This window comes from Ruegeria alba, assembly GCF_022321465.1.
GTDB classification, from domain to species: domain Bacteria; phylum Pseudomonadota; class Alphaproteobacteria; order Rhodobacterales; family Rhodobacteraceae; genus Ruegeria_B; species Ruegeria_B alba.
Map to the genome: position 1 here is coordinate 22,871 of NZ_JAKOEM010000003.1, position 25,101 is coordinate 47,971.

The following is a 25,101-nucleotide window of genomic DNA, read 5'->3' on the forward strand; positions in this document are numbered from 1 at the left end:
ATTTGAACCTACGACCTTCAGGTTATGAGCCCAAAGGCAAACAATTCAAATATCTTAATAAAAACAACCACTTAAGAGGCAATTCTTTGTTTTGGCGTGACTTTCGCCCTCGCATACGACAGCAACCGTACGGATTCACATGCAAACTCAGCACGAAGCCCGCAGTCGCAGGTTGACGTGGCGTTGATGTAAATAGATCCCTCTGCCTGGTCTATGATCACCTCCTTGTGAGAATGAATGGAGCAGGTTTCGAAGCAACGGCCCTTTCCTGACTTTCATCACAGGCCGCGACGCCGCGATGCAGCTCTCGCATTCCGGCCGTTCGTGCATCTTGCGGCATTTTTTCGACGGCAATGACCGGGTCGCGGACGGAGCCGACTGTTGCGGATGCGGCGAAACTGAAACACCCGATGAGGCACGATCTAAGGAGTCCTCGCCGCACTGCAGCTGCTATTCCCAAGAGCGGTCATTCAGAGCGCATCAGTGATTACGTTGGTCGCTGCATTCGAACTTAGCTCAAAATCCCGCAATCCGTTCAATCACCCAAAAGGCGGCGAGACTACCAATGCCGTAACCTGTCACGCGTTCAAACTGAACCGCGCGCTCTTTTACTGCCGGATAGAGAAGCCGGGCCGCGAATCCGATGGCCAGTACCACAACGACAAACAGGATCTGACCAAGCTCCACCCCGACGTTGAATGCAAACAGAGCCAGTGGAATGTCTCCTTCGGGCAAGCCGATCTCTCTCAGTGCCCCGGCGAAGCCCAGGCCATGTATCAAGCCGAAAGCGAAAGCGACGATCCAGGGGAAACGCTCGGCCAAGGGGTCACGGTTCTCCGGCGAAAGCGATAGCTCATAGGCAAGGAACACGATTGAGAGCGCAATCACGGCCTCGACGGGCGGAGGAGGAATGTTCAGCCAGCCGAGAGTGGCCGAAGCCAACGTGATGCTGTGCGCCAACGTGAACGCCGTGATCGCCCAGAACAACCGACTGTGATCGCGTACCAGCAGCACAAGCGCGAAGACGAAAAGCAGGTGATCGAGTCCTTCGAGGATGTGCGTCACTCCGAGCGCGACGTAACTCGAAAAGATGTCGAGAACACCCGGGTCCTCAGGTACGATGAATGCAGTTTCGGTCGACGTAAGGCGATGCACCTGCGTTTGTCCCGGCTCCAATTCGTACCGCACCAGGGTTTCTGTCCTGGTCTGCTCGAGCCCGGCGATCTCGATCACACCACCCTCAAGGCCTCCTGGACAGGTGGCGACCCATGAGGTTGTCCAGGCACGTCCATCGAAGGAAGGTTTCGGTGACGGCTCTTGTGAACAGTTCTCTGGAAGGCGCGCCTTTATGGGCATTTTTCGACCGTTCACGTCAGGTACACGCCAAGTCACACGCCAGCGCTCCTGCCCCATGGACGAGAGATCGAGATACCCCGGATCAAGAGCGTGGGCCGGCGCGTATCCCGGCAAACAAATGGCGGAAATGACGAGCAGAAGTAACAGCAGCCGTTTCATCTGGTCAACACGTCTTCGGCGTTGGGCAAGATAACGGTGTAGCGATCCAGCAGCGCCTGACCGAAGCTTTCGCGCAACTTCTTTGTCTCAGCCGCGAGCCATTCGACCTTTACCCGGTCGCGGATATCGGACAGCGGTGGCAGCACGGCGTCCATTCTCTGGGTTACCCGAACGAGATGCAGGCCATAGCCGCTCTCGACCGGGCCCTGCCATTGTCCGACCGGCAGGTCCGCCAGTGCCTCGTGGAACCCCTCTCCGAATGTGCGGTCGATCACCGGCGCAGGCGTCATTGGAAAGGATTGTGGCAGTAGGCTGGCGGACCCCAGCGTCGCCGGGTCGTTACCATTCTCCAGCAGCGCCAGAAGCTCGGAGGCATCCCGATCTCTGGGCACAACGATCTGTTCCAGAGCCATTCGAGCGGGTTGAGTGAACCGTTCCGGGTTTTGGTCCAGATACGTCTGAAGCATGGCCTCATCTGGCTCCACCATCGCGGCGCCGGATTCTGCTAGGAACTTCATCTTCTGGTTCAATCGCTGGCGAATGACCACGTCGCCCTGATCAAGTCCGAGGATCAGCGCCTCGCGGACATGGGCCTCTTCCAGCGCCCATGAATGCATCAGGTTCTCCAACTCCCGGATCGTGGGGGGGCGGTTCCAGGTGGCAACGAAGTTTTGCACCAGACGGTTTGCTTCGCCCTCGGTCAAGCTGATCATATCGGGGCTGAGCGCAACTGGCTCATCCTCGATCGCCGCATATGCCGCAAAGATCAGGGCACCAAGCGCGAAGAAATGGACAAGCGGGGAACGGAGAAGCGTGCGCAAGCGTATCATCAGACCTTCGGGTATCAATCATCACGAAGTGGTAGGCTCTACGTTAGGCGATGCGATTGCAAGCTATCACAAAAACCAAATTAATCTTGGCACATATCAAATTGCTGACCTCGCGACACTTAACCCGGATACCATGCATTCTAAGATGCGTAAGGGTATCATGGCACGGAAGCTTTGACACCAAACGGTCTCCCTTAATCAGGCCAGATTGCCCGCGCCAAATCTTCATACCAGGCACGGCGTCCGTTTGATCTCGGTCATGGGTACTGTTCGACCAAACCGCTAAAATGTGGTTTAATGCTGGTACATGAGCGTTAGGAGGAGAGGACATGAAACGGCAGAAGCGCGTCGCCGCAAGGCACATCATTACCCTGCTCGCAACGGCTGTCCTTGCTACGGCAATGCCAGCCCATGCGCAGGAATGGACCCCGACTTCGGAACAGCTCGCGAATACCTATCCAGCGCCCGCCTATTCACCATATGCTGGTCGGACCTTCCCAGAACGGCCGCTGTGGGGAGAGACGCATCTTCATACGGGACAATCCATGGATGCCGGAGGTTTCGGTGCGCGCCTCGACCATGAGGATGCTTATCGTTTTGCGCGCGGGGAAGAGATCATCGCGTCCTCTGGCCAGCCTGTTCGTCTGTCTCGCCCGTTAGACTGGCTGGTTATCGCGGACCACTCGGACGGCATGGGCATGATCTTCGACGCTCTTGCAGGCAATCCTGCGGTTACGCGCTATGAACAGGGCAAGCGTTGGTCCGATGGGTTCCGCGCGGGCGGACAGACAGCAGTGGATACCGCACTTGACCTGATCGGAAGCGTTTCTCAAGGCGCCATCGACGAAGCGCTTTTCAACAACTACATGCCCGGGTCGCGCCGGTTCTCCACGCTGTGGTCGGATAACCTCAAGACTGCCGAGCGGTTCTACGAGCCCGGCATTTTTACCCCTATGCTCGGGTTCGAATGGACTTCGCTCGTGGCGGGCAACAACATGCATCGCAACGTGATCTTCCGCGATGGACCGGATCGCGTTGGACAGATCGTGCCGATGGTGATGACACCACCCTGGGGCAGTCCCGATCCGATGGATCTTTATGCCTATCTCGAGGCCTACGAGAAAAAAACCAATGGCGCGGCGCTGGCGCTTGCACATAACGGCAACCTCTCCAACGGGGTAATGTTTCCGATCGACATCCGGTTCGATCGCTCTCCCGTCACGCAGGAATACGTGGAAGCCCGGGCCAAATGGGAACCGCTCTATGAAATTACTCAGATCAAGGGAGACGGCGAGGCACACCCATTTCTGAGCCCGAACGACGAGTTTGCGGACTATTACAACTGGGATGTCGGGAATCTTGACCTGTCCGAAGCCAAGACCGACGACATGCTGGCGCGAGAATATGCCCGCGAAGCGCTGAAAAGCGGGCTCGCTCTGGAAACCGAGTTCGGGACAAATCCGTACAAGTTTGGCTTCAGCGGGGCGACCGACAGTCATACCGGTCTTGTGACCGCCGAAGAAGAGAATTTCTTTGGCAAGCACACCGGCTACGAGCCGTCCGCAGAGCGGTTGCAGCACCCTTTCATGAAGAACGAAAACGGTGAGCTTTTCGCTTGGCAGATGGTCGCAGCCGGTCTCACGGCGGTCTGGGCCGAGGAGAATACCCGCGAAAGCATCTTCGACGCCATGGCGCGCAAGGAAGTCTATGCCACGACCGGCCCTCGAATGTCGGTCCGCTTCTTCGGCGGTTGGAACTTTGACGAGGCCGACCTGGCTTCTCGTATTCCGTCTACTGTCGGGTATTCGAAAGGCGTGCCTATGGGCGCTGACCTGTCGGCCGCGCCCGATGGGGCCGAGGCGCCGACATTCATGGTGGCCGCGCTAAGGGATCCGATTGGCGCGAACCTTGACCGCATCCAGGTCGTGAAGGGCTGGCTCAATGAGGACGGCACGACCAGCGAAGCCGTCTACGACGTCGCATGGTCCGACGGGCGCGTCCCCGGCGCGGATGGCAAGCTGCCTGCAGTAGGCGATACGGTGGATGTGGCGACGGCGAGCTGGGCCAACTCGATCGGTGCATCCGAACTTGCGACCGTCTGGACCGACCCGGACTTCGATCCGGCACGCCCTGCCTTCTACTACGTCCGAGTATTGGAGATCCCCACACCGCCTTGGTACGTCTACGATGCCTATCGCTACGGGATCGAGATTCCTGAAGGCGCACCGACATCACAGCAAGAGCGAGCCTACACATCTCCGATCTGGTACACACCGGCAGGCTGATGGGCAGTGGACTTCGGGATGACAGTAAGCCTCGACCGTCGGTTCAATGGTGCGGTCGAGGAGTTAATTGCCACGATCGCTGTAGAAGGCTTCGGGGTCATTTCGCGCATCGACTTCGACAAGGCTTTTTGTGGAGAAGCTTTGGGAGGTCTTGCACAGCAATTCAATTCTTGGGGCAAGCAACCTGAAACTTGCATTTCGGGCATTGAAAGCCGGGGCCAATGTGGGTTTGCTCTTGCCCTTCAAAGTTACGGTCGAGGAAGTTGAGGCCGGGTCAATCGTCAGAAAAGTGGATGCCGGTCAACTGACGAACGTGGGAGTTCTGGCCAAAACACCGGAAGTATCGGAGTTCGCGACTTATCCCAGTGAAAGCCTGAATGGCGTCGCCCGAAATCCCGTCCTCCCGCGACCCTCCAATGCGTCTCTGCGCGCCATCACACCGCGCAACCGCCCGGATTAGCCGGCAGAAAAGGCATCAGCTTCGTTATAGGGGGAGTACCCGAAGGTGGCTGGCGGGGAGACAGGGATTCGAACCCTGGGATGGCTCTCACCATCAACGGTTTTCAAGACCGCCGCATTCGACCACTCTGCCACCTCCCCGGTCGCATTCCCTCTATGCGTTCGCCCCGGACGAGGCAAGAGGCCAGCCGGGAAAACTTGCCGAAGCCCGTGCAGCAGGCTTTCAAAGGGCGGGTCCGCGCGTTATGATCCGCCCCAAAGCGGGCCTTGGCGCCCACAGCAGCGCAACGACCGGACAACCGGCAGCGGGGCGGCGCGCGCCCCGGATACAGGCAAGGATACAAACGACATGCACCGCAAGAGCCCATTGTCCCGCCCACTGACCCGTTTACCGGCCCTTGGGCTTGGCCTGTTGTTGCTGGCCGGTTGCGAAGAGGGCGCCAACCTGTCCTTTCTTCAGCCAAAGGACAAGGAGGAGGCCGCCAGCAGCGAAACCCGCAGCACCAAACTGGTCGAACGCGATGTCGAAGCGCCCGAGGTGTTCCAGGTGACAGAGGCCGGTCTGTGGGACGGACGCCCCTCGCTGGGTGGTGTCTGGGTGGCGCATCCCGACGTCAAGGAACCCGAGCGGGTCATCATTCGCAACGCCACCAACGACAAGTTCGTGATCGGCGCCCTTTTCCGGCGCGAGCGCGACATTCCCGGCCCTCGCATTCAGGCCTCGTCCGATGCCGCTGCCGCGCTGGGCATGCTGGCCGGTGCGCCGGTGGAACTGAACGTGACCGCGCTGCGCCGCGAAGAGGTTCAGGAGGAGCCGCCGCTCGAAGAGACGCTGGCCGAGGCCGACGCGGTCGAACCGCTGCCCGAGGTGGCTGAAACCACGCTTGATCCGGTTGCCGGTGCCGCCGCAGCGATCGAGGCCGCCGCGCCCAGCCCGGCCCCGGCGGCAGCCCCCGCCCCCGCCGCACCGCCCAAACCGAAACCGCAGACCTCGTCGCTGGACAAGCCCTATATCCAGATCGGCATCTTCAGCGTCGAGGCAAATGCCAAACGCGCCGCCGACCAGATGCGCGCCGCAGGCATGGTGCCGACGATCCGGCAAGAGGCCACCAGCGGCAAGAGTTTCTGGCGGGTCGTGGTCGGCCCGGCGCAGTCGAAATCCGAACGCACCGCGCTGCTGAAACAGGTTCAGGGCACCGGGTTCTCGGACGCCTATGCAGTGAAGAACTAAGACGGGAGGGTATCCCAGTGCCGACTTTCATCCGCTCCGCCCTGCTGGCCCTGGGCCTGGCGCTTGCCGCCCTGCCCGCGCTGGCCTATGACACCTCGGCGCGCGCCGCCTATGTGCTGGATCAGAGCACCGGCACCGTCCTGCTCAACAAGAACGCCGACGAGGCGCTGCCGCCCGCGTCGATGTCGAAGCTGATGACGCTCTATGTCACCTTCGAGGCGCTGCGCGATGGACGGCTGACGCTGGACGAGCGGTTGCCGGTGTCACAGCACGCAATGAGCTATGGCGGCTCGACCATGTTCCTCAACACCACCGACCGGGTGCGGGTCGAGGATCTGCTGCGCGGCATCATCGTACTCAGCGGCAACGACGCCTGCGCGGTGATCGCCGAGGCGCTCAGCCCCGATGGCACCGAGGCCGGGTTTGCCCGCTTCATGACCAAGCGCGCCGAGCAACTGGGCATGACCCGCTCGACATTCGCCAATTCCAACGGCTGGCCGGCTGCGGGACATCTGATGTCGGTGCATGATCTGGCGGTGCTGGCCAATCGGTTAATCACCGATTTCCCCGAATATTATCCGCTGTTTGCCGAGACGGAATTCGCCTTTGACGGCCGCGCGCCATCGAATGTCCGCAACCGCAACCCGCTGCTCAGGCTCGACATCGGCGCCGACGGGCTCAAGACCGGGCACACCGCCGAGGCGGGCTATGGTCTTGTCGGCTCGGCCCGGCAGGGCGACCGCCGGGTGATCTTTGTCCTGACCGGCCTCGAGAGCGAAGCCCGCCGCGCAGAGGAGGCCGAAGCGATCGTGAACTGGTCCTTTCGCCACTTTGCCACCAAAACCGTTGCCCGCGCCGACGACCCGGTCGCCCGCGCCGAAGTCTGGATGGGAGCAAAACAATCGGTAGGACTGGTTCCGGCCGAGGATCTGAACCTGCTGCTACCAGTTCTGTCCGACACCAAGGTCGCAGCCGAAGTGGTCTATGACGGTCCGATCAACGCGCCCATTGCCAAAGGCCAGCAACTGGCCGAGCTGGTGATCAAGCCCGACGACCTGCCCGAAATCCGCCGCCCTCTGGTTGCGGCCGAAGCGGTGCCGGCGGGTGGCTTTGTGGTGCGGATCAAGACCGCCGCCAACCTGCTGCTGCGCCAGCTCAACGCCGGACCGGCGGAGGCGATGTGAGCGGCACGGGGCTGTTTCTGACCTTCGAAGGCATCGACGGATCGGGCAAATCCACCCAGGCGCGGCGGCTGGCCGAAACCTTGCGCGCGGCGGGTCATGACGTCGTTCTGACGCGCGAGCCGGGCGGCTCGCCCGGTGCCGAGGAAATCCGCCGTCTGGTGCTTGAAGGCGACCCCGACCGCTGGTCGGCGGAAACCGAGATCCTGCTCTTTACCGCCGCCCGCCGCGATCATCTGGAACGCACCATCGAACCGGCGCTGGCCGCGGGCCGCGTGGTGATCTGCGACCGTTTCGCCGACAGCACCCGCATGTATCAGGGCCTGTCGCGCGGCGATCTGCGGCAGCTGGTCGACCAGTTGCATGCGCTGATGATCGGACGCGAGCCGGACCTGACCCTGCTGATCGACATGGACCCCGAAACCGGCCTGAGCCGCGCCAAGGGCCGGCAGGGCAGCGAGGAACGGTTCGAGGATTTCGGCCCCGAGCTGCAACAGCGCATGCGCGCCGGGTTTCTCGACCTGGCGCGGGAATATGCCCATCGGTTCCGCATCGTCGACGGCAATCGCGACATGGACAGCGTGGCGGCGGATGTGACCGAAATCGCGCTGAGCCACCTGAATCCGCCCCGATGACCGACGACCTCCCCACCCCGGATCAGGCGCCCGGTGCACCGCATCCGCGCGAGACGCCCCGCCTGTTTGGCCAGGACGCCGCGGAACGGGCCTTTCTCTCCGCCTATGGCTCGGACCGGCTGCATCACGGCTGGCTGCTGACCGGGCCCGAGGGGGTGGGCAAGGCTACGCTGGCCTGGCGCATCGCACGCTTTCTGCTGGCCACGCCGCCACAGTCCGACGATGGCCTGTTCGGCGCCGCCCCGCCGCCACAGACGCTTGACATCGACCCCGAACACCCGGTCGCGCGCCGGATGCAGGCCGGGGCCGAACCGGGGCTGGCGGCGATCACCCGCTCGGTCAACGACCAGGGGCGCCTGCGCTCCGAAATCGTGGTCGAGGATATCCGCAAGCTGGGCCGCTTCTTTGGTCTCAGCTCGGCCGATGGCGGGCGGCGCGTGGTGATTGTGGACAGCGCCGACGAGATGAACACCAGCGCCGCCAACGCGCTGTTGAAGATGCTCGAGGAGCCGCCCGCGCGCACCACGCTGCTTTTGGTGTCGCACCAGCCCTCGCGCCTGTTGCCGACCATCCGCTCGCGCTGTCGCACCCTGCGCCTGACACCGCTGTCACCCGCCGACATGCAGGCCGCACTGGAACAGGCGGGCGCCGGGACCGAGGCGATGCCGGAGCATCTGGCCGCGCTCGCCTCGGGCTCGGTCGGGCGGGCGCTGCGGCTCTTGAACCTAGACGGTCTGGCGCTCTATGCCGAGCTGATCGCGCTTCTGGACACGATGCCCCGGCTCGACCGCCCGCGCGCGCTGGCGCTGGCCGAGGCTGCGGCCGGGCGCGGCGCGGCCGAACGGTTCGACCTTCTGCTGGGCCTTGTCGACATCGCCTTGGCCCGACTGGCACGTACCGGCGCCACCGGCACCCCCCCCCAACCCGAGGCCGCGATGGGAGAGGCGCAGGTTCTCTCTCGCCTCGCCCCCGACCCTGACAGCGGTCGCCGCTGGGCCGATATTGCGGCCACCATCTCGGCCCGCGCCCGGCATGGTCAGGCGGTGAACCTTGACCCCGCAGCGCTTGTCCTAGATACGGTGTTCAAGATGCAGGATACCGCCAGCTGGGGCCGATGAGCACGACCGACACCACACCCGAGATCACCGACAGCCATTGCCACCTCGACTTCCCCGATTTCGAGGGGCAGCTGGACGAGATCGTGGCCCGCGCCGCGCGGGCCGGCGTCACCCGGATGGTGACGATCTGCACCCGGCTGAAGAACGAACCCGCCGTGCGCGCCATCGCCGAGGCGCATGCGCCCGTGTTCTATGCCGCTGGCACCCACCCGATGAGCGCCGCCGAGGAACCCATGGCCACGGTCGAGGAACTGGTGGCGCTGGCCCGGCACCCGAAATTCGTCGGCATCGGCGAGACCGGGCTCGACTATCACTACACCGCCGACAGCGCCGAGGTGCAGCAGCGCTCGCTGCGCATTCACATTCGCGCGGCGCAGGAAACCGGCCTGCCGCTGATCATCCACGCCCGCGCCGCCGATGACGACATGGCCCGCATCCTGGCCGAGGAGTACCAGCGCGCGCCCTATTCCTGCGTGATGCACTGTTTCTCCTCCTCGCCCGCGCTGGCGCGGGCCGCCCTTGATCTGGGCTTCTACCTGTCGATGTCGGGCATCGCCGCATTCCCCAAAAGCCAGGAGCTGCGCGATATCTTCGCCGACGCGCCGCTCGACCGTATCCTGGTCGAGACCGACGCCCCCTATCTAGCGCCGCCACCGCATCGGGGCCGGCGCAACGAACCGGCCTATACTGCCCATACCGCACGGGTCGGGGCCGAGCTGTTCGGGCTGGATTACGTCGATTTCGCCGCCCGCACGCAGGCCAATTTCGACCGGCTGTTCACCAAGGCCGCCCGCTTCAAGGCCGCCGCATGAGCGGCGAACTGCGCTTTACCATCCTGGGCTGCGGCTCTTCCGGGGGGGTGCCACGCCTGGGCGGGCATTGGGGCGACTGCGACCCCGAGAACCCGCGCAACACCCGCCGCCGTTGCTCGATGCTGGTCGAGCGTGAAAGCGAAGCAGGTGTGACAACCGTACTGATCGACACCACGCCCGACATGCGCAGCCAACTGCTGGATACCGGCACCGGTCGGCTTGACGCGGTGGTCTATACCCATTCCCATGCCGATCATGTGCACGGGATCGACGATCTGCGCATGATCGTGTTCAACATGCGCGCCCGCATCCCGGTCTGGGCCGATGGCGATACCCAGAACGCGCTGTTGTCGCGCTTCGGCTATGCCTTTGTGCAGCCCGATGGCTCGCCCTATCCGCCCATCCTGAAGATGAAGACGATCTCGGGCCCGTTCGAGATCGACGGCCCCGGTGGACCGATCGCCTTTCGCCCGTTTCGGGTCGGCCATGGTTCGATCGACAGCCTGGGCTTTCGCATCCACGATCTGGCCTATCTGCCGGACGTGGCCGAGATCTATGACGAGGCCTGGGCCGAGTTGCAGGACCTGGATTGCTGGGTGCTGGACGCGCTGCGCCGGACCCCGCACCCGACGCATGCGCATCTGGACAAGTCACTGGACTGGATCGCACGCGCCGCGCCGCGCCGGGCGGTGCTGACCAACATGCATATCGATCTCGACCACGACACCGTGGCGGCCGAAACCCCCGATCACATCACCCCCGCCTATGACGGGATGGTGATCCGCTACGCGCTCTGAGGTCGCTCTGTCTGCGCGTCGCCATATGTTCCCGGCCCCGCAACAGGGGGCCGGCTGAACCATGTTTCAGGCGCTGATAGATGTTGTTCTGCCGGTTTTTCTGGTGATCGGCGCAGGATATGGCACAACGCTGGCGGGCTATTTCAAGCCCGAGCATATCGACGGGGTGATGCGGTTCACCCAGGGCTTCGCCATCCCCTGCCTGCTGTTCCGCGCGATTGCCAATCTGGATCTGAACGCGGGCTTTGACCCGGCCCTGCTGGCCAGTTTCTACATGGCGGCGTTCTTATGTTTCACCGCTGGCCTGCTGGGCGCGCGGTTCCTCTTTAACCGCGATTGGGAGGACAGCGTCGCCATCGGCTTTTGCTGCCTGTTTTCCAACTCGGTCCTGTTGGGCCTGGCCATCACCGAGCGCGCCTATGGCCCCGAAAACCTGGTCGGCAATTATGCCATCATCGCCATCCACTCGCCCTTTTGCTATGCGCTGGGGATCACCACGATGGAGGTGATCCGCAATCGCGGGCGCGGCGGGCGCAAGATGGTGACCTCGGTCCTGAACGCCATGTTCCGCAACGTGCTGATCCTGGGGATCGCACTGGGCTTTGTCGTCAATCTCACCGGAATCTCGCTGCCCCAGATCGCCGATGACGCGCTGTCGCTGATCATCCGCGCGGCGCTGCCGGGGGCATTGTTCGCCCTCGGCGGGGTGCTGGTGCAATACAGACCCGAGGGCGACACCCGCGTGATCGCCTATATCTGCGCCATCTCGCTGCTGCTGCATCCCGGCCTGGTCTGGCTGTTCGGCTCGGCGCTGGCGCTGCCGCAGGACCTGTTTCGCTCAGGCGTGCTGAACGCGGCCATGGCGCCGGGGTTCAACGCCTATATCTTTGCCAATATCTATGGCCGCGCCAAACGGGTCGCCGCCTCGTCGGTGCTGGTGGCAACCGCGGCTTCGATCCTGACAGTGTGGATGTGGTTGATGCTCTTGGGGTGAGTTGGGTTGACTTCGCCGTCCCGCGCCCCACAACTCGGACCATGACAGAGACAACCGCCCTGATCGTCGCCCATGGCCAGCCCTCGGACCCGGACCCGGCCGAGGCCGCGTTGACCCGTTTTGCCGCACGGGTCGCTGCTTCCGCCCCCGGCCTGACCGTGCATTCTGCCACACTGGCCGCTCCGGGCCGACTGGAGGCCGCGCTGGAGAGCCTGCCCGAAACGGTGCCGATCTATCCCCTCTTCATGGCACGGGGCTGGTTCGTTACCTCGGCCCTGCCGCGCCGGTTGGGCCCGCGGGGCAATCCGATCCTCGATCCGCTGGGCATCGATCCCGACCTGCCCGCCCTGATCGCCGCGCATCTGTCAACGGAGCTGGAGCAGCGCGGCTGGCCAGTGGCCGAAAGCGGGCTGGTGTTGGCTGCCCATGGATCGGGGCGCAGCCGCAACCCGAGTGCCGTGGCCCGTGGCTTTGCCGAGAACCTTCGGGCGCATCTGCCCGTGGCGCGCCTGTCCGTGGGGTTTGTCGAAGAGGCGCCCTCGATCACCGAGGCCGCAAGCGGGCATGGCGCGATGTCGCTCTGCCTGCCCTTCTTTGCCTGCGCCGGTGGCCATGCCAACGAGGACGTGCCGCAGGCGCTGGAACAGGCGGGCTATGCCGGGGCGCTGTTGCCGGTTCTGGGTGACCTGCCCCCGGTTCCGGCGCTGATCGCGCGCCGGATTTCCGAGGCGGGCCGCTAGGCTCAGTTGCCGCTGGTCGAGGCCGAGAAGACCGGGATCGCGGGCGCCGCCGCAGCCGAAGTCGAGGCCTCGGTCAGCACGGCGACCCGTTCCGGCGTCTGCCCCAGCACGCCTGACCCGCTCTGCGCCGCGTTCAGTGCAAGCCGCATCCACTCACCGGCGCGTGCCATGCCGACCGGAGCGCCAAAGCCCTGACGCAGCTGGTGGCTCACCACCTCGCCATAGCCAAGCTGACCGGCCGACGCCAACAGCGTCGCCGAAGCCAGCGCCATCTCGGCGTTGTCGGTTCGGTATCCGACACCCAGACAGATCTTGCCGCCCGAAATCAGGCTGGCCATCGGCTGACCCGAGGCCTGCAAGAAGGCCGAAGTGGCGGCGACCACCTCGGACGGGGCCTTGGTGTCGATGTCCACCATCTGCGGCGCCATCGCCTGGGCCAGGCCATCGCATTGCTGCTCGACCTGTACGGCGGTCATGTTGGGAATCGTGACCTCGATCTGGCTTGCCTCGGTCATTGCCTGACTGCGGGCCTGGCAGAACTGTTCGTTCAATGCAAAGACCGGCTCGCGCACCTGGCCCGGACGGCTGGGACCGCCATTCGACGTCGTCAGCAGATTGACCTCGTTGCAATGGGCGTTGATCGAAACAGGTGTGGTCTGGGCGAAGCCGAAATTGGGCAGGGCCGCACCGGTCGCCGCCCGCGCGGTCACCACCTGCGACGTCTGCGGGGCCGTTGCCGCCATATGGGTCTGGGGTTGCACCGGCTGCACGGCCTGCGGGGTCTGGATACCAAGCTGCTCGTTGCGATAGGTGCGCAGAAGCCCGCCCTGCCCCTGGCTGGCCAGAATCTGATTGTACGGCGCAACATGGGCGCTGGCCAACGCGCGCTGATGCGAGGCGAGCAGGAACCCGCGCTCGTGATCGTCCAGATACCCGTCGATCGGATAGCCCATATCGGCCTGGAAATGCGAGATACCTGCCCGGCTGCGGCGGCCCAGAGACCCGTCAACGGTGCCGACATTATAACCGAAATAGTTCAGCGCGGTCTGCACTTCGCGGTTCTGCTGGCGCTGCGCCGAGGAGACACCGCTCGATTGATAGGTCTTGCGCGTGGTCTGCTGGCGCTGGCGCTGCTTGTTCTTGTGAACCTCGTTCACGATCAGGCCACCCAGCAGGGCGCCCCCGATCAGCGCCGCAGCCTCATCGGCTGCAGCCCGCTGGGCCGGTACCACCACCATGCTGGCAGCCACGAAAGATGCACATAGGCGTCGCTTCATCATGTCAATGACCTTTCCCTCTTGCCATTGACCGCGCGTAGACGGGCGCGCAACGGCCCGGTTTCGAAAATGACCTAAACTGGATCAATGCGACCAAACCCGAAGCACAAAGTCAAGGTCGTTGTGCTGCGGCGCACCTCCGCGGGGCATCAACTTGCCAGATTGCGGGCGGCGCCTTGCCCGGCCGCCGCCTCTTCCTGCGGGCTTGGCGTGGCCGCCCGCTCGAGCGGCTCGACCGAGGTTGAGGACTGGCCGGCCTCATAGAAGCGATGCGTCGCACGCCCGGCGCGCTTGGCAGCGTAAAGCGCCAGATCGGCGGCATGCAACAGGGTCGAGGCATCGGGCCGCGCGAATTGGCTGGACAGGACCGTGCCGACACTGGCCGAGATGCGGCACTCCTCACCGTTGAAGGGGATCGGCTCCTCCAGCCGGTCGATCAGTCGCCGGGCGATGCTGTCGAGCCGTTCACGCTCTTGCAGGTGGTTGAATATCAGCACGAATTCATCGCCACCGATCCGCGCCACGGTATCGTCGCCGCGAGTCTCTTCGACCATCACGCGAGCCACATGTTGCAGCACGTGGTCACCAGCGGCATGGCCCAGCGTATCATTGACCGACTTGAAATAGTCGAGATCCAGATGCATGAGCGCAAACGGTGTCGTCCCGGCCAGCAGCCGCGACAGGATATGATCCATCGCGCGGCGGTTCTTGAGCCCGGTGAGCGTATCGGTAAAGGCCTGCTCCTCGGCAGCGATCATCGCACCCTGAAGCCGCAGGTTCAGCTTGCGCGAGGCCTCCATCGCCGCCGATTTCGCCTCGACCAGATAGAGCAGTTCGATCGCCAGATCGGTGCCCGAGAAATCGGCGCTGGTCAGTGCATAGTCACGCACCGCGTCCAGGATCGAGATGCCGAAGGACAGGTTGACGATGGCCCCATGTTCGCCCGGCAGGGGCACGATCAGCCCCTTGAGCGCGGTGCGCGGCTCGTCCCGCAGGCTCAGGTGCAGCTTGGCCCCGGAACTGGCCATCAGCGCTGGTACCGTCGCCACCGACCGGGGACGCAGCAACTCGAAGGTCTCCAGAAACTTCTCGCCCTGCATCGGTTGCTCCGGACGCAGTTTCTGCAAGGTGGGCCCGACGCGGGTCATCCGGCCAGAGCGGTCCAGCAGCACAAACATCGGACAGAGCCGTTCCAACAGAAAGGCAAGGTCTTCCAGGTCAATCATCCCGCGCGCGCCCCCAATTCGAAACTGCGCCCCTCGGCAAAGGCGGTTTCGATCAGCGTGATCTCGATCACCTCGGCCTTGCCACGGGTACCGGAGTGCTCCAGCATCACCAGCGCGCCGTAATCGTCAGCCATGGCGCGCAATACCCCCATCATCACATTGGCATAGCCCGGCAGACCCGTATGGCAGGTCAGGCTGAACCGGCCGCCCGATTCTTCGCGCAACTCCAGCGCAGGCAGATGCAGATCCGAGACCGCCAGCCGCGCCCGGTCGGGCAGATCATCCAGCGAATGCAGGAATTCCAGATATGTCACGCCGCCGAACCGCAACAGACGGCGCAGCGCCTCGGTATTCGGGTTGGACACCAGATAAGTGCCCAGATCCTCGAGCACCTCTCGCTGCGGGCGGCCCAGTTCCAGGCACAGTTCCTGCAAGACCCGCAACGAGGTCTCGTCATCATAGACAAGCATCGCCTCAAACTCGATAAAACCGAGATGTGCCGCCTCCGTGATCCGGATCCAGCGGCTCTGCCCATAGGTGTTGCATACAAAAGATTGTATGGCCCTGTTGATCAGCCCATGCATGGATGGTCCCCTAACGCTTGTCGGCACTGTCGCATCCGAAACATTAACAAAGCGCCAATAGCGCCCGGTCTTTACCTCGAATTGCTCCTATTCTTGGGGTGATATCAGCGAGCCACCGATATCCAGTGCCCGCTGACCGGAGGGTACGATGGAAAAATCGCCGTCCAGCGCCCGCATCAGCAGCGCCTGCTCGGCAGCGAGGTCATCGCCCTTACGCGGGTCACCTGCCGGGCGCAGAAATAGATCGCCCGCGGTATTGCGTCGCAGATGGGTGGCGCGGACCAGTCCCAATTCGTCCAGATAAAGCACGATCGCCTGGTTCTCGGCCGATACGACCGGGCTCAACGCGCCGCGTATCAACACGCAGCCCGCCCGCCCGTCAGGCAGAGGGCGGGCGCAACCGTCACGCCAAATTTGCAGTTGATGCTGGGGAACACCATCCAGGTCTGCCTCGCTCAGCCCTTCCTCCTTTGGACGCACCTGCATCCGCGCCACCAATTCCGGCACAAGATCAGCGTTCAGCGGCAGTTCCGGCGTCTCGAAGAGATAGCGGCTGTCCACCTCGCGGGCGCGGTCCAGTGCGCGGATCAACCCGGCATCCCCCCGCGCAACCGCCAAATCGCGCAACTGCGCTAGCCCGGCCTGCCCGGCATGGCCCCAATCATGGGTCATCTCCCAGATCGGCAATTCAGCGCGCTCGGCGCGTGCGTCGCCATAACGCGCAACCTGGCTTGCCGTCGAAATGCGCAGGCTGTCCAAAAGCGGCGTCAGCCACAGGGCGGCGGACACAAGCACCAGAACGGCCATGGTCACGTTGAAACGGCGCAGGCGCGCGGTCCAGTCGCCACCGCGCAGCGCCAGCAGGCAATAGCCCAGCCCATAGATGGCCATCAAGCCAGCGCTGAGCGCGGCGAACAGGCGCGCGGGCGTCCAGCCGTAACCGACCACCCGAATGCCCAGCGCCCAGATCGCCAGCGCGATCGGCAGCGGCAGCAGGATGGCCAGCACCCGCGTGCTGCTGCGCAGACCAGGCGAGTTGACCGCATGTGCCTCGTCCCGGTCGAGCGCGGTCGAGATCAATGTGATCGCCGCGGCGGCAGTGGCCAGCAGGATCGCGGCCGAGGACAGATCGCCGAACAGCCCGCTCAGCCCCCTCAGCGGCAACGCCGCCAGAAACAGCACCATGACGGTCAGCAACACCGGCAGCAGCAGCCGCAAGAGCCGCAACACCGGATAGGGAGAAACCCTGCTTCGCGCCTCGTGGATCACCGCCAGGGCGAAACCCAGCACAGCGCCGCTGAGCGCGTAAAACAGCACCCCCTCTTCCAGTATCCTGTCGATCACCCCCACCCCGACAAGGTCAAGCAGTGCATCCGACAGCAGCAGCACGCCCCAGAACAGGCCGACAAAGACCCAGGCCAGCACGAAGCGCAGGGCGGTTTCCCAGGTGGCAGCAAACAGGCTGGCATAATCGAACACGCGGCCCCGCCCTTCGGCCCGAACCACCAGGAAGGGCAGCGCGACAAAGACGAAGCCCGCCAGCGCCAGCACCAATTGCGGATGCTGCAACAGGCGCGAGGCCGGGTCGAAGCGGCTGGCCACCGACCAGGTCAGCAGGGTCGCGGGCAGCGACAGCCACAGGCTCATGACCGCGCCCCGCATCAGGCCCACCGGCCCCGCCAACGCCAATGTGGCGCCCGATTGCACCAGAACCAGGCTCAGCAGGCAGAGCCAGACCCGTTCGGGCAGCACCTCGCCACCCCAGACCTCGGCCAGCGCCCAAAGCGCCAGCCCGGCCAGCGTCCCGGCGGCGGCCTGCGCCAGCCGGTCCCGTATCGCAACCGTCACGTCCAGATCCGTCATGCCCGCCTCTTGCACCGCCTGCCCTGCCCCAGTCTACGGGGCGCACGCGGCGAATGCCAACGGCAAAGACGTCCGGGCAACCTGGTCAGAAATCCGTGGGCGCGCCACCCTCGGCCTTGCGGCGGGCCACGAAATCGGCCAGCTCCTCGCGGATCCCTTCGTCCATCTCCGGCGCCTCGAAACTGCCGATGATCTCCTTGAACAGGTGATGGGCGCGCTCGGGCGTCCAGATGGCGCCTGCCGCCTCCCAGCCCTCGTAATTCTTCCAGTCGCTCAGGAAAGGCTGGTAGAACGCGGTGGTATAGCGGTCCTGGGTGTGCTGGATACCAAAGAAATGCCCGTCATTGCCCACCGCGCGGATCGCCTCCAACGCGATATCGTCCGGCGTGGTGGCATAGGTCGCGGGCTCCATATAGCGCTGGATCTGCTGGAGCACCTCGCAATCCATGATGAACTTCTCGGGGCTGGCGATCAACCCGCCCTCCAGCCAACCGGCGGCGTGATAGACCATGTTGGTCCCCGACTGCACCGCCGCCCAGAGCGAGTTCGACGTCTCCCACATGGCCTGGCCATCGGGCACGTTGGCGGCGCAGACCCCGGAGGACCGCACCGGCAGGCCGTAGAACCGCGCCATCTGGCCGGTCATCTGGGTGGCGCGCATGTATTCCGGCGTGCCAAAGGCGGGCGCACCGGATTTCATGTCCACGTTCGAGGTAAAGGTGCCGATCACGCAGGGAATGCCCGGCCGCACATATTGGAACAGGGCAATGGCGCACAGCGCCTCGGCCAGCGATTGCGCTACGGCGCCCGCCATGGTCACCGGCGCCATCGCACCCGCCAGCGTAAAGGGCGTAACCACGATCGCCTGGCCGCGCCGCGCCAGCCGCAGGCAGCCGTCGATCATCGGATGGTCGTGTTTCAACGGCGAGGTCGAGTTGATGTTGGTATACATCCGCGGCGTCGCCTCGAACTCCTCGTCACTGAGGCCCCCGGCGATGCGCACCATCTCCATCACGTCCTCGACCCGCTCCTTGCCCAGGCTATAGGCGTGCATCACCTTGTCCGAGATCGTGAGCTTGTCGTAGAGCACGTCGAGATGCCGGACCGAAGCATGGATATCCACCGGCTCGACCGGATAACCGCCCGCGAAATGGATGCAGTTGAAATATTGCGTCAGTTTCAACAGGTTGCGGCATTGCTCGCGATTGCCGGGCACTTTGCGGCCGATCTCCATATCCCAATAGTTGGGCGGTGAGGAGACATTGCCGAACAGGATCACATTGCCGCCGATCCTGAGCGTGCGGTCCGGGTTGCGCGGGGTCAGGGTGAACTCGCGCGGCGCCTTGGCCACCATCTCCATCACCCAGTCACGGCCCATGCGGACGATCTCGCCATCCACGCTGCACCCGGCCTCGCGGAACAGCGCCAATGCCTCTTCGTTGTAAAAGGCGACGCCGATCTCTTCGAGGATGCGCATGGCCCCGTCATGGATCGCCTCGACCCCCTCGGGGGGCAGCGGCTCGGTCGGGCGGTCGGTATTGACCGGCAGGCGCCACGGCATCTGCTCGATGACGGCCTTGCCCCTGCGGGCGGCGGCGCCGGCGCGGCCTCCGCCGCGGCGTTTGCGGGTGTCGGTATCAACCATGGGACCCTCCTGAGATTTTGGTCAGGTTCCCATCTTGTCGGGGCAAAGCCGCTCTATCCACGACACACCATGTCGCTTTTGGTCAGCGCAGCGGCGTATTGACGCAAATTTTCGCGTCAGTGCCCCAACCAGTCGCCGATATGGCCAATATGGGGCAGAACGACATCGGCATGAGGGGACAGATCCTCGGGCCCGGCCATACCGGTGAGCACTGCCACCGTGGTCATGCCCGCCGCGCGCCCGGCCATCATGTCATGGGTACTGTCGCCCACCATCGCCACCCGCGCCGGGTCGAGCCCGATCCGGTCGGCAAAGGCCAACAACTGCCCCGGCCCCGGCTTTGCCCCATGGCCGCTGTCGAACCCGGCGATGAAATCGAACCGGTCCGCCACCCCGACCGAGCCCAGATGCGCCCGCGCCGGGGCCTCGCCATCATTGGTGGCAACGCCCAGCCTGAGGCCGCGCGCGCGCATCGCATCGAGAAAGGGCGCCAGCGGCACCGCCTGAACCTGCGGCGCGCGGGCGCTTTCCTCGTTGATCATGTCGACCAACGCGCCGTGGCTGACCCCCGGAAGCTCTGGCAGCAAAACCTCTGCGATCTCGCCCGGCGTGCCTGCGATCACCACACTGTCACGGGCATAGCGCGCGGCATCGAAATCGAAACCGATCATGGCGCCCAACTGCGCCGCACGTGCCGCATCGCCATCGCCGATGCGGATCAGAAAGGCACGCCCGAAGGCCCCCCAGGTGGCGGCAAAGTCAAAGAGTGTTCCGTCCTTGTCGAACAAGAGCGCGTCGATCGGCATGTGATATGGCTCCGTCTGTCTGGGTCAGGTCCAATGCATCTCGCCACCACCCAGAACGGCGCGCGCCTGCATCGGCTGATCATAAGCAATGCCCTGTTCATCGCAAAAGGCAATGACCCAGGCGTCGTCCATCGTCAGGAAATCCAGCACCGAGGCCAGAAACTGCCTGTCTCCCGCCCGCGCGCGCAGATCGCCGACATCGGCGCCGGTCGACCCCAGAAACACAGGTAACAGCTCGTCATTGGTCACCAGCCAGGTCAGCGCCTGCAAGGCCAGCGTTTCGGCGGCATCGGCGGAAAATCGCATGCAAACTCCGGCTGGGAGAGGGTTGGAAAGGGTTTGTTAACCTGTCTCATAAACACTTTGACAAGAATTGGAAACAATAGTCGAAAGGCTGGGACCGTGCAGGGAACGATACTGATCCTCGACGGTGTCTCCACCAACCGGATCATGCTCAAGGTGCAGCTGTCGGCAGCCTGGTACCATGTGGTGCAGACCGACCGGCTGGAGGGGATAGGCGCGTTGCTGCGCCGGGTGCGCCCGGACCTGATCCTGTGCGCGATGACCCTGCCCGATGGCACCGCGATGGATGTCAAACGCGTCCTGCTCGCCGATGAGAGCCTGGCCAATATCCCGATGATCGCCATCGCCGGGCAGAACGACCATACCGCCCGGCTGAGCGCGCTGGAGAGCGGGATCGAGGACGTGCTGTCCCAACCCTATGACGACGTGGTCCTGCTGGCCCGGGTCCGCAGCCTGGTCCGCGCCTATACTGGGATCGAGGAATTGCGCCAGCAAAGCGGTGCGCGCGACATTGGCTTTGCCGAAGGCACTACGACGTTCCGCGGCCTGCCCCGGATCGCCGACATTGCGCTGGTCACCCAGACCCCCGGCACCGGCGCCATCTGGCGCAGTCGCCTCAAGGATCAGGTGGCGCATCGAATCGACCTGCACCGGATGGAGGATATTCAGCACCTGCTGCGCGACCGTGAACCGGATGTGATCGTGGTCGAGCTGAGCGACGGCGTCACCGGGCTGCGCCTGCTAGCCGATCTACGCGCACGCGGCGCCACCCGCAATGCCGCGATCCTTGCGATTCCCAATCCAGCCAACGCGCACCTGGCCGCCGATGCGCTGGACCGGGGTGCCGATGACGTGATGCCCGGTGGCTTTGCCCTGCGCGAACTAGTGCTGCGGCTGGAAACGCTGCTGCGGCGCAAGGCCCGCTTGGACCGCTACCGCTGCACGCTGAATGCGCGGCTTCAGGCGGCGCTGACCGACCCGATGACGGGGCTTTGGAATCGCCGCCATGCCCTGCCCGAGCTGGATCGCATCCTTCACGAGGCCGGTTTGACCGGAGAACCCTATGCGGTGATGTTAGCCGATCTGGACCATTTTAAGGGCATCAACGACCGTTTTGGCCATCCCGCCGGCGACGCGGTGCTTATCGAGACCGCGCGGCGCCTAATCGGTCAGATGCGCGGCGGTGACCTGCTGGCCCGTATCGGGGGAGAGGAGTTTCTCATCGCGCTGCCCGGTGTCTCGCAAACCCAGGCGCTTGGTGCCGCCTCGCGGCTTTGTGCCCGCATCAATGGGGAACCCTTCGTTGTGCCGGGTCAGGCCCAACCGATCACGGTCACCACCAGTATCGGGCTTGTAACCGTCACCCCTGCCGGGACCGAACCACCGCTCAGCCCCGGCGAATTGATCGCACAGGCGGACCGGGCGCTCTATCGGGCCAAGGATACCGGGCGCAACCGGGTGTCGCTGGCCGATGCCGCAGCGGCCTGAACCACCCTTCGCCCTAGTTCCGGTCGCGCCGGGGGTGTCCGTGCATCCGCATCCGTTCGATGCGGTCGGCATAGGCGGCACGCGCACCGGTATCCATCGCGGCGATCCGGTCGATCAATGCCGCGCGCATGACCTCATGCCCCTCGGCCCGCCGCATTTCATGCTGTTCCAGAAGCGCTGCGAACCGCGCGGCGTCGAAGGGCGAAGCCCTGAGTGCCGCCGCCAGTTCGGCCATATCCTGCGCGCGGCGTGACTGCCGGGCATCCAGCCGCCCATGCGCATGCTGGCGCAGATAGTCGCGGTCGGCATCCGGCAAGGCCCTGTACAGCGTTGCCGCCATCGGCAGCGGTGGCCGATGACCATGATCACCGCCAAAGCGCCAGATGGCCCCCACCGCCAGACCGATCACCAGCAGGTTGAGGGCCAGCGAGCCCAGCAACAACAGCCGGAGCGGCCAGCCCAGCGTCTTTTTCTCCTCTGTCATTCACCCATCCTCGCTGATGATGTCGGCCAGGTCGTAGAACCCCAGCGTCTCGGTTTCGGTCTGCGCACCCAGCACCAGCTGCGCCGGATCCGGCAGGAATTCAGGCGGTGCGACGCCGATCCAGACCCCCGCCGCGCAGGCGGTGGCCAGCCCGCCCATGCCGCGCCAGCCCCCCAGCGCCGCCAGCAGAGCACGCCAGGCGCCATGCGCATGCAGATCGCGCCCCGGCACGGGTCGTGGGGTAAGGCTGGCCTGTACCCCGGCCGCGTCGGCCATCATCCGCTGCGCCAGCGCCTCGGGCAGGTCGTCCCGCCCGGCGCGCGCCGCGTGCAGCATCCAGTCCAGATCGGTCATGTCATCCGTCATCGTCATACCCCAAAGCTGCGCGCTGACCGGCCAGTTGCCCGGCAAGCGCCCGTTTCCCCCGTGCTGTCAGGCTTTCCACCGCCTCGACCCCGATCCCCATGATCTCGGCGATCTCGGGGTTCGCGAGTTCCTCGAAATGGCGCAGGACCACCGCCTGCCGCTGCCGGTCCGGCAGGTGCATCAGTGCCGCCTGCAACGCATCGACCCGCGCCGCCTGTTGCAGCACCTCGATCGCTGGTGGCGCCTCGTCCGGCGGTTCGGGCACGGTACCCAGATCGACCGCCTGCGCCCGCCGCTTGCGGTCAAGGCACAGGTTCAGCGTCACACGGTAGAGCCATGTACTCACCCGCGCCCGGCCCGGCTCCCACTCGGGCGCCATCCGCCACAGGCGCAGCATCGCCTCTTGTGCCACGTCCTCGGCCTCGGCCCGGTTGCCCAGCACCCTGAGCGCCACGGAGAAGGCCCGAGGCCCCAGGCGACCGGTCAGATCCCGCGCCGCCTGGGGATCGCCCTTGGCAAACAGTCGCAACAGCGCCTCGTCCGCCGGGCCGGCGGCCTCTGCCGGCCCGTCTGTCGAAGCGCGTCGCTCCATCGGTCTCAGTTTTTCCGTTTACCGTCGCAGCCGTGTTTCATGCCATGGCCGCCATGGCGGTCATGCCCCCGAGCCTGCATTTCCGAAAACTCCTGCTCCGAGATCGCCCCGTCGCCATCGGCATCCATATGTTCGAACATACGCATCGATTTGCCCTCTTTCTGGTGCTTCGGCATCTCGTCCTGGCTCAGTGCTCCGTCCTTGTTCGCATCATGCCGCTCCAGCATCCACGCGACCCGCGCCTTGGCGTGGGCCATGGCCTGCGCCTCAAGCTCGGCCTGGCTCAGCTTGCCGTCGCCATCGGAATCGGCACCGGTGAACATGGCGGCACGGTGGCCTTGCATCTCCTCTGGCGTGATCTTGCCATCGCCATCGGCATCGATCTCGGAGAAGTTATGGCGCATGCCGCCCCCCGGACCCATCGCCAGCGCCGAGGTGGCGGTGACCGCGACACCGGTCAAAAGGAGGGCTGCGATAAAGCCTGCATGTTTCATATCGGTTTCCCTTGCTCGCCAGCGGCCCCGTGCCGCCGTTCGTATCCTTGTAACGGCCGGGCGGTGAAACTCCGTCGCGGGCGGCGACAATATTTTGCCATTGCTGGCGCGCCGGGGTAAAGATGCCCTGAGCCCGCCCCTTTTTGCGACATGCCGACGCAAGGCCCGCAAGTGGCCTTTTCCCGGCGACGAAACAGGCCCAGATTGACGGGCAATCCTAGACCGAGAGACCCCATGACCGATCAAGCCCTCTGCGCCGAGACCGACCGCCCGACCTGGCCCGCCATCCTGACGGGTTTTCGCGGGCGTTGCCCCAATTGCGGCGAGGGGCGGCTGCTGCATTCCTATCTCAAGGTGAACGACCATTGCAGCGAATGCGGCGAAGAATACATGCATCACCGTGCCGATGACGGCCCGGCCTATCTGACCATCCTGCTGGTGGGCCACCTGATGGCACCGCTGTTGCTGGTGGTCTTCGAGACCTGGCGGCCCAGCCCGATGACGCTGTTCACCATTTTTGCGCTTGGATGCCTGAGCCTCTCGCTCTACCTTTTGCCTCGGCTGAAGGGGATGGTGGTCGCCTATCAATGGGCACGCCGTATGCACGGGTTCGACAAGAACCGCTGATCCCCGGCCCGGCAGGAGGGGACATGACAGAGCAGCAGGACAAGACGGCAATCCGCAATGCGGCCACGGTAATCGTGCTGCGCGACCGGCTGGACAATCCCGCCATCCTGATGGGGCAGCGTGGCGCCAAGGCGGCGTTCATGCCCAACAAGTTCGTATTCCCCGGTGGCGCGGTGGATGCAGAGGACGCGCAGGTTCCGCTGGCAAGCCCCCTGCCACCTGTCTGCGCCGACCGGCTGACCGAAAAGGCGCCTCAGGGCTTGGGTCATGCGCTGGCGGTGGCCGCGGTGCGCGAGTTGTGGGAAGAGACCGGCCTGATCCTGGGCCGCCCCGGTGACTGGCCCGGCGCGGTGCCCGCCGATTGGCAAAGCTTTGCGGCGACCGGCCACCTGCCGGCGGCCGAGGCGCTGCAATTCGTGTTCCGGGCTCTCACCCCACCCGGCAGACCGCGCCGGTTCGACGCGCGGTTCTTTCTGGTCGATGCCGGGGCGATCTCGGGCGACCTGGACGATTTCACCCATGCCTCGGACGAGCTGTCACACCTGCAATGGATCCCGCTGAAAGACGCGCGCCGGTTCGATCTGCCCTTCATCACCGAAGTGGTGCTGGCAGAGGTTGCGGGCCGGGTGGCCGACCCGGAACCGCCCGCCTCGGTGCCCTATTTCCACAACAACGAAGAGGCGAGCCTGTTCCTGCGCCTGCGCGGCTATCCGATGCCCGAGACCGGGTAACCCGGCCTTGTCCTGGCG

Annotated in this window: 27 protein-coding genes and 1 tRNA gene; 14 read left to right on the plus strand and 14 right to left on the minus strand. The window is 64.6% G+C overall.

Annotated features, from left to right (window positions below; translation table 11 throughout):
- Nucleotides 1-516: 516 nt before the first annotated feature.
- Nucleotides 517-1,515 carry a HupE/UreJ family protein gene (locus MB818_RS05740; protein ID WP_238904368.1) on the minus strand — a complete coding sequence of 333 codons (999 nt, stop codon included), beginning with the start codon at nt 1,513-1,515 and terminating at the stop codon, nt 517-519.
- Nucleotides 1,512-2,336: a peptidylprolyl isomerase gene (locus MB818_RS05745; RefSeq protein WP_238904370.1), complete on the minus strand. Its 825-nt coding sequence runs from the start codon at nt 2,334-2,336 to the stop codon at nt 1,512-1,514. The genes MB818_RS05740 and MB818_RS05745 overlap by 4 nt, the downstream gene beginning before the upstream one ends.
- 338 nt (nt 2,337-2,674) lie before the next feature.
- Here MB818_RS05745 and MB818_RS05750 point away from each other — a divergent pair, with 338 nt between their 5' ends.
- The 3 genes from MB818_RS05750 to MB818_RS22045 are packed head-to-tail and all read left to right on the plus strand — an operon-like array spanning nt 2,675 to nt 5,090.
- Entirely contained in the window at nt 2,675-4,630 is a 1,956-nt protein-coding gene (locus MB818_RS05750; RefSeq protein WP_238904372.1) for a DUF3604 domain-containing protein, read from the plus strand.
- An 18-nt stretch (nt 4,631-4,648) separates the two neighbouring features.
- Nucleotides 4,649-4,897 carry a DUF302 domain-containing protein gene (locus MB818_RS05755; protein ID WP_234139010.1) on the plus strand — a complete coding sequence of 83 codons (249 nt, stop codon included), beginning with the start codon at nt 4,649-4,651 and terminating at the stop codon, nt 4,895-4,897.
- A complete protein-coding gene (locus MB818_RS22045) occupies nt 4,782-5,090 on the plus strand; it encodes a DUF302 domain-containing protein (RefSeq protein ID WP_369426324.1) in 309 nt (102 codons plus the stop codon). Before MB818_RS05755 ends, MB818_RS22045 begins: the two co-directional genes overlap by 116 nt.
- Before the next feature lie 50 nt (nt 5,091-5,140).
- Here MB818_RS22045 and MB818_RS05760 read toward each other — a convergent pair.
- A tRNA-Ser gene (locus tag MB818_RS05760) sits at nt 5,141-5,230 on the minus strand.
- A 208-nt stretch (nt 5,231-5,438) separates the two neighbouring features.
- Between MB818_RS05760 and MB818_RS05765 the strand changes: the two genes are divergently transcribed.
- From MB818_RS05765 to MB818_RS05800, 8 genes are all read left to right on the plus strand, one after another.
- Nucleotides 5,439-6,320 carry an SPOR domain-containing protein gene (locus MB818_RS05765; RefSeq protein WP_234139009.1) on the plus strand — a complete coding sequence of 294 codons (882 nt, stop codon included), beginning with the start codon at nt 5,439-5,441 and terminating at the stop codon, nt 6,318-6,320.
- A 17-nt stretch (nt 6,321-6,337) separates the two neighbouring features.
- Complete coding sequence (locus MB818_RS05770; protein ID WP_234139008.1) at nt 6,338-7,504, plus strand: D-alanyl-D-alanine carboxypeptidase family protein; 1,167 nt, start codon at nt 6,338-6,340, stop codon at nt 7,502-7,504.
- A complete protein-coding gene (gene tmk, locus MB818_RS05775) occupies nt 7,501-8,136 on the plus strand; it encodes a dTMP kinase (RefSeq protein WP_234139007.1) in 636 nt (211 codons plus the stop codon). Before MB818_RS05770 ends, tmk begins: the two co-directional genes overlap by 4 nt.
- Complete coding sequence (locus tag MB818_RS05780) at nt 8,133-9,254, plus strand: DNA polymerase III subunit delta' (protein ID WP_238904373.1); 1,122 nt, start codon at nt 8,133-8,135, stop codon at nt 9,252-9,254. Before tmk ends, MB818_RS05780 begins: the two co-directional genes overlap by 4 nt.
- Entirely contained in the window at nt 9,251-10,066 is an 816-nt protein-coding gene (locus MB818_RS05785) for a TatD family hydrolase (RefSeq protein ID WP_238904376.1), read from the plus strand. The genes MB818_RS05780 and MB818_RS05785 overlap by 4 nt, the downstream gene beginning before the upstream one ends.
- The gene (locus MB818_RS05790; RefSeq protein WP_234139004.1) at nt 10,063-10,863 is read left to right on the plus strand and encodes an MBL fold metallo-hydrolase; all 801 of its coding nucleotides are present in this window, start codon (nt 10,063-10,065) and stop codon (nt 10,861-10,863) included. The genes MB818_RS05785 and MB818_RS05790 overlap by 4 nt, the downstream gene beginning before the upstream one ends.
- A 61-nt stretch (nt 10,864-10,924) precedes the next feature.
- The gene (locus MB818_RS05795) at nt 10,925-11,857 is read left to right on the plus strand and encodes an AEC family transporter (RefSeq protein ID WP_234139003.1); all 933 of its coding nucleotides are present in this window, start codon (nt 10,925-10,927) and stop codon (nt 11,855-11,857) included.
- Nucleotides 11,858-11,898: 41 nt separating this feature from the next.
- Complete coding sequence (locus MB818_RS05800; RefSeq protein ID WP_238904378.1) at nt 11,899-12,597, plus strand: CbiX/SirB N-terminal domain-containing protein; 699 nt, start codon at nt 11,899-11,901, stop codon at nt 12,595-12,597.
- A 2-nt stretch (nt 12,598-12,599) separates the two neighbouring features.
- Here the strand turns inward: MB818_RS05800 and MB818_RS05805 are convergent, their stop codons facing one another.
- The 7 genes from MB818_RS05805 to MB818_RS05835 form a co-directional block, all read right to left on the minus strand.
- The gene (locus tag MB818_RS05805; RefSeq protein ID WP_234163040.1) at nt 12,600-13,847 is read right to left on the minus strand and encodes a peptidoglycan-binding domain-containing protein; all 1,248 of its coding nucleotides are present in this window, start codon (nt 13,845-13,847) and stop codon (nt 12,600-12,602) included.
- Nucleotides 13,848-14,023: 176 nt separating this feature from the next.
- Nucleotides 14,024-15,100: a GGDEF domain-containing protein gene (locus MB818_RS05810; RefSeq protein WP_234139000.1), complete on the minus strand. Its 1,077-nt coding sequence runs from the start codon at nt 15,098-15,100 to the stop codon at nt 14,024-14,026.
- Nucleotides 15,097-15,684, minus strand: coding sequence for a heme NO-binding domain-containing protein (locus MB818_RS05815; RefSeq protein WP_234138999.1), 588 nt, complete (start codon nt 15,682-15,684; stop codon nt 15,097-15,099). Before MB818_RS05815 ends, MB818_RS05810 begins: the two co-directional genes overlap by 4 nt.
- An 87-nt stretch (nt 15,685-15,771) precedes the next feature.
- Entirely contained in the window at nt 15,772-17,547 is a 1,776-nt protein-coding gene (locus MB818_RS05820; RefSeq protein WP_238904380.1) for a DUF4153 domain-containing protein, read from the minus strand.
- A gap of 85 nt (nt 17,548-17,632) precedes the next feature.
- Nucleotides 17,633-19,192 (minus strand): trimethylamine methyltransferase family protein, encoded by a 1,560-nt coding sequence (locus MB818_RS05825; protein ID WP_234166110.1) that lies wholly within the window; start codon nt 19,190-19,192, stop codon nt 17,633-17,635.
- A gap of 116 nt (nt 19,193-19,308) precedes the next feature.
- Nucleotides 19,309-19,998: an HAD family hydrolase gene (locus MB818_RS05830; RefSeq protein WP_234177410.1), complete on the minus strand. Its 690-nt coding sequence runs from the start codon at nt 19,996-19,998 to the stop codon at nt 19,309-19,311.
- Between the two features lie 24 nt (nt 19,999-20,022).
- Nucleotides 20,023-20,304 carry a DUF3572 domain-containing protein gene (locus MB818_RS05835; RefSeq protein ID WP_234163042.1) on the minus strand — a complete coding sequence of 94 codons (282 nt, stop codon included), beginning with the start codon at nt 20,302-20,304 and terminating at the stop codon, nt 20,023-20,025.
- A 96-nt stretch (nt 20,305-20,400) separates the two neighbouring features.
- On the opposite strand from MB818_RS05835, the gene MB818_RS05840 reads away from it, so the two are divergent.
- On the plus strand, nt 20,401-21,789 hold the full coding sequence (locus MB818_RS05840; RefSeq protein ID WP_234217377.1) for a diguanylate cyclase: 1,389 nt from the start codon (nt 20,401-20,403) through the stop codon (nt 21,787-21,789).
- 13 nt (nt 21,790-21,802) lie between these two features.
- Here MB818_RS05840 and MB818_RS05845 read toward each other — a convergent pair whose 3' ends face one another.
- From MB818_RS05845 to MB818_RS05860, 4 genes are read right to left on the minus strand one after another with little or no spacing between them, the layout of a single operon-like run.
- Nucleotides 21,803-22,273: a periplasmic heavy metal sensor gene (locus MB818_RS05845; protein ID WP_234138993.1), complete on the minus strand. Its 471-nt coding sequence runs from the start codon at nt 22,271-22,273 to the stop codon at nt 21,803-21,805.
- A complete protein-coding gene (locus MB818_RS05850; RefSeq protein WP_238904382.1) occupies nt 22,274-22,639 on the minus strand; it encodes a hypothetical protein in 366 nt (121 codons plus the stop codon).
- Complete coding sequence (locus MB818_RS05855) at nt 22,629-23,231, minus strand: RNA polymerase sigma factor (RefSeq protein WP_238904384.1); 603 nt, start codon at nt 23,229-23,231, stop codon at nt 22,629-22,631. Before MB818_RS05855 ends, MB818_RS05850 begins: the two co-directional genes overlap by 11 nt.
- A gap of 5 nt (nt 23,232-23,236) precedes the next feature.
- A complete protein-coding gene (locus MB818_RS05860; protein WP_234143513.1) occupies nt 23,237-23,725 on the minus strand; it encodes an EF-hand domain-containing protein in 489 nt (162 codons plus the stop codon).
- A gap of 234 nt (nt 23,726-23,959) precedes the next feature.
- Between MB818_RS05860 and MB818_RS05865 the strand changes: the two genes are divergently transcribed.
- Together MB818_RS05865 and MB818_RS05870 are read left to right on the plus strand one after the other, a co-directional pair.
- Nucleotides 23,960-24,352 carry a DUF983 domain-containing protein gene (locus MB818_RS05865; RefSeq protein ID WP_234138989.1) on the plus strand — a complete coding sequence of 131 codons (393 nt, stop codon included), beginning with the start codon at nt 23,960-23,962 and terminating at the stop codon, nt 24,350-24,352.
- Between the two features lie 23 nt (nt 24,353-24,375).
- Entirely contained in the window at nt 24,376-25,083 is a 708-nt protein-coding gene (locus tag MB818_RS05870; RefSeq protein ID WP_234138988.1) for an NUDIX hydrolase, read from the plus strand.
- The last annotated feature ends 18 nt before the right edge of the window (nt 25,084-25,101 follow it).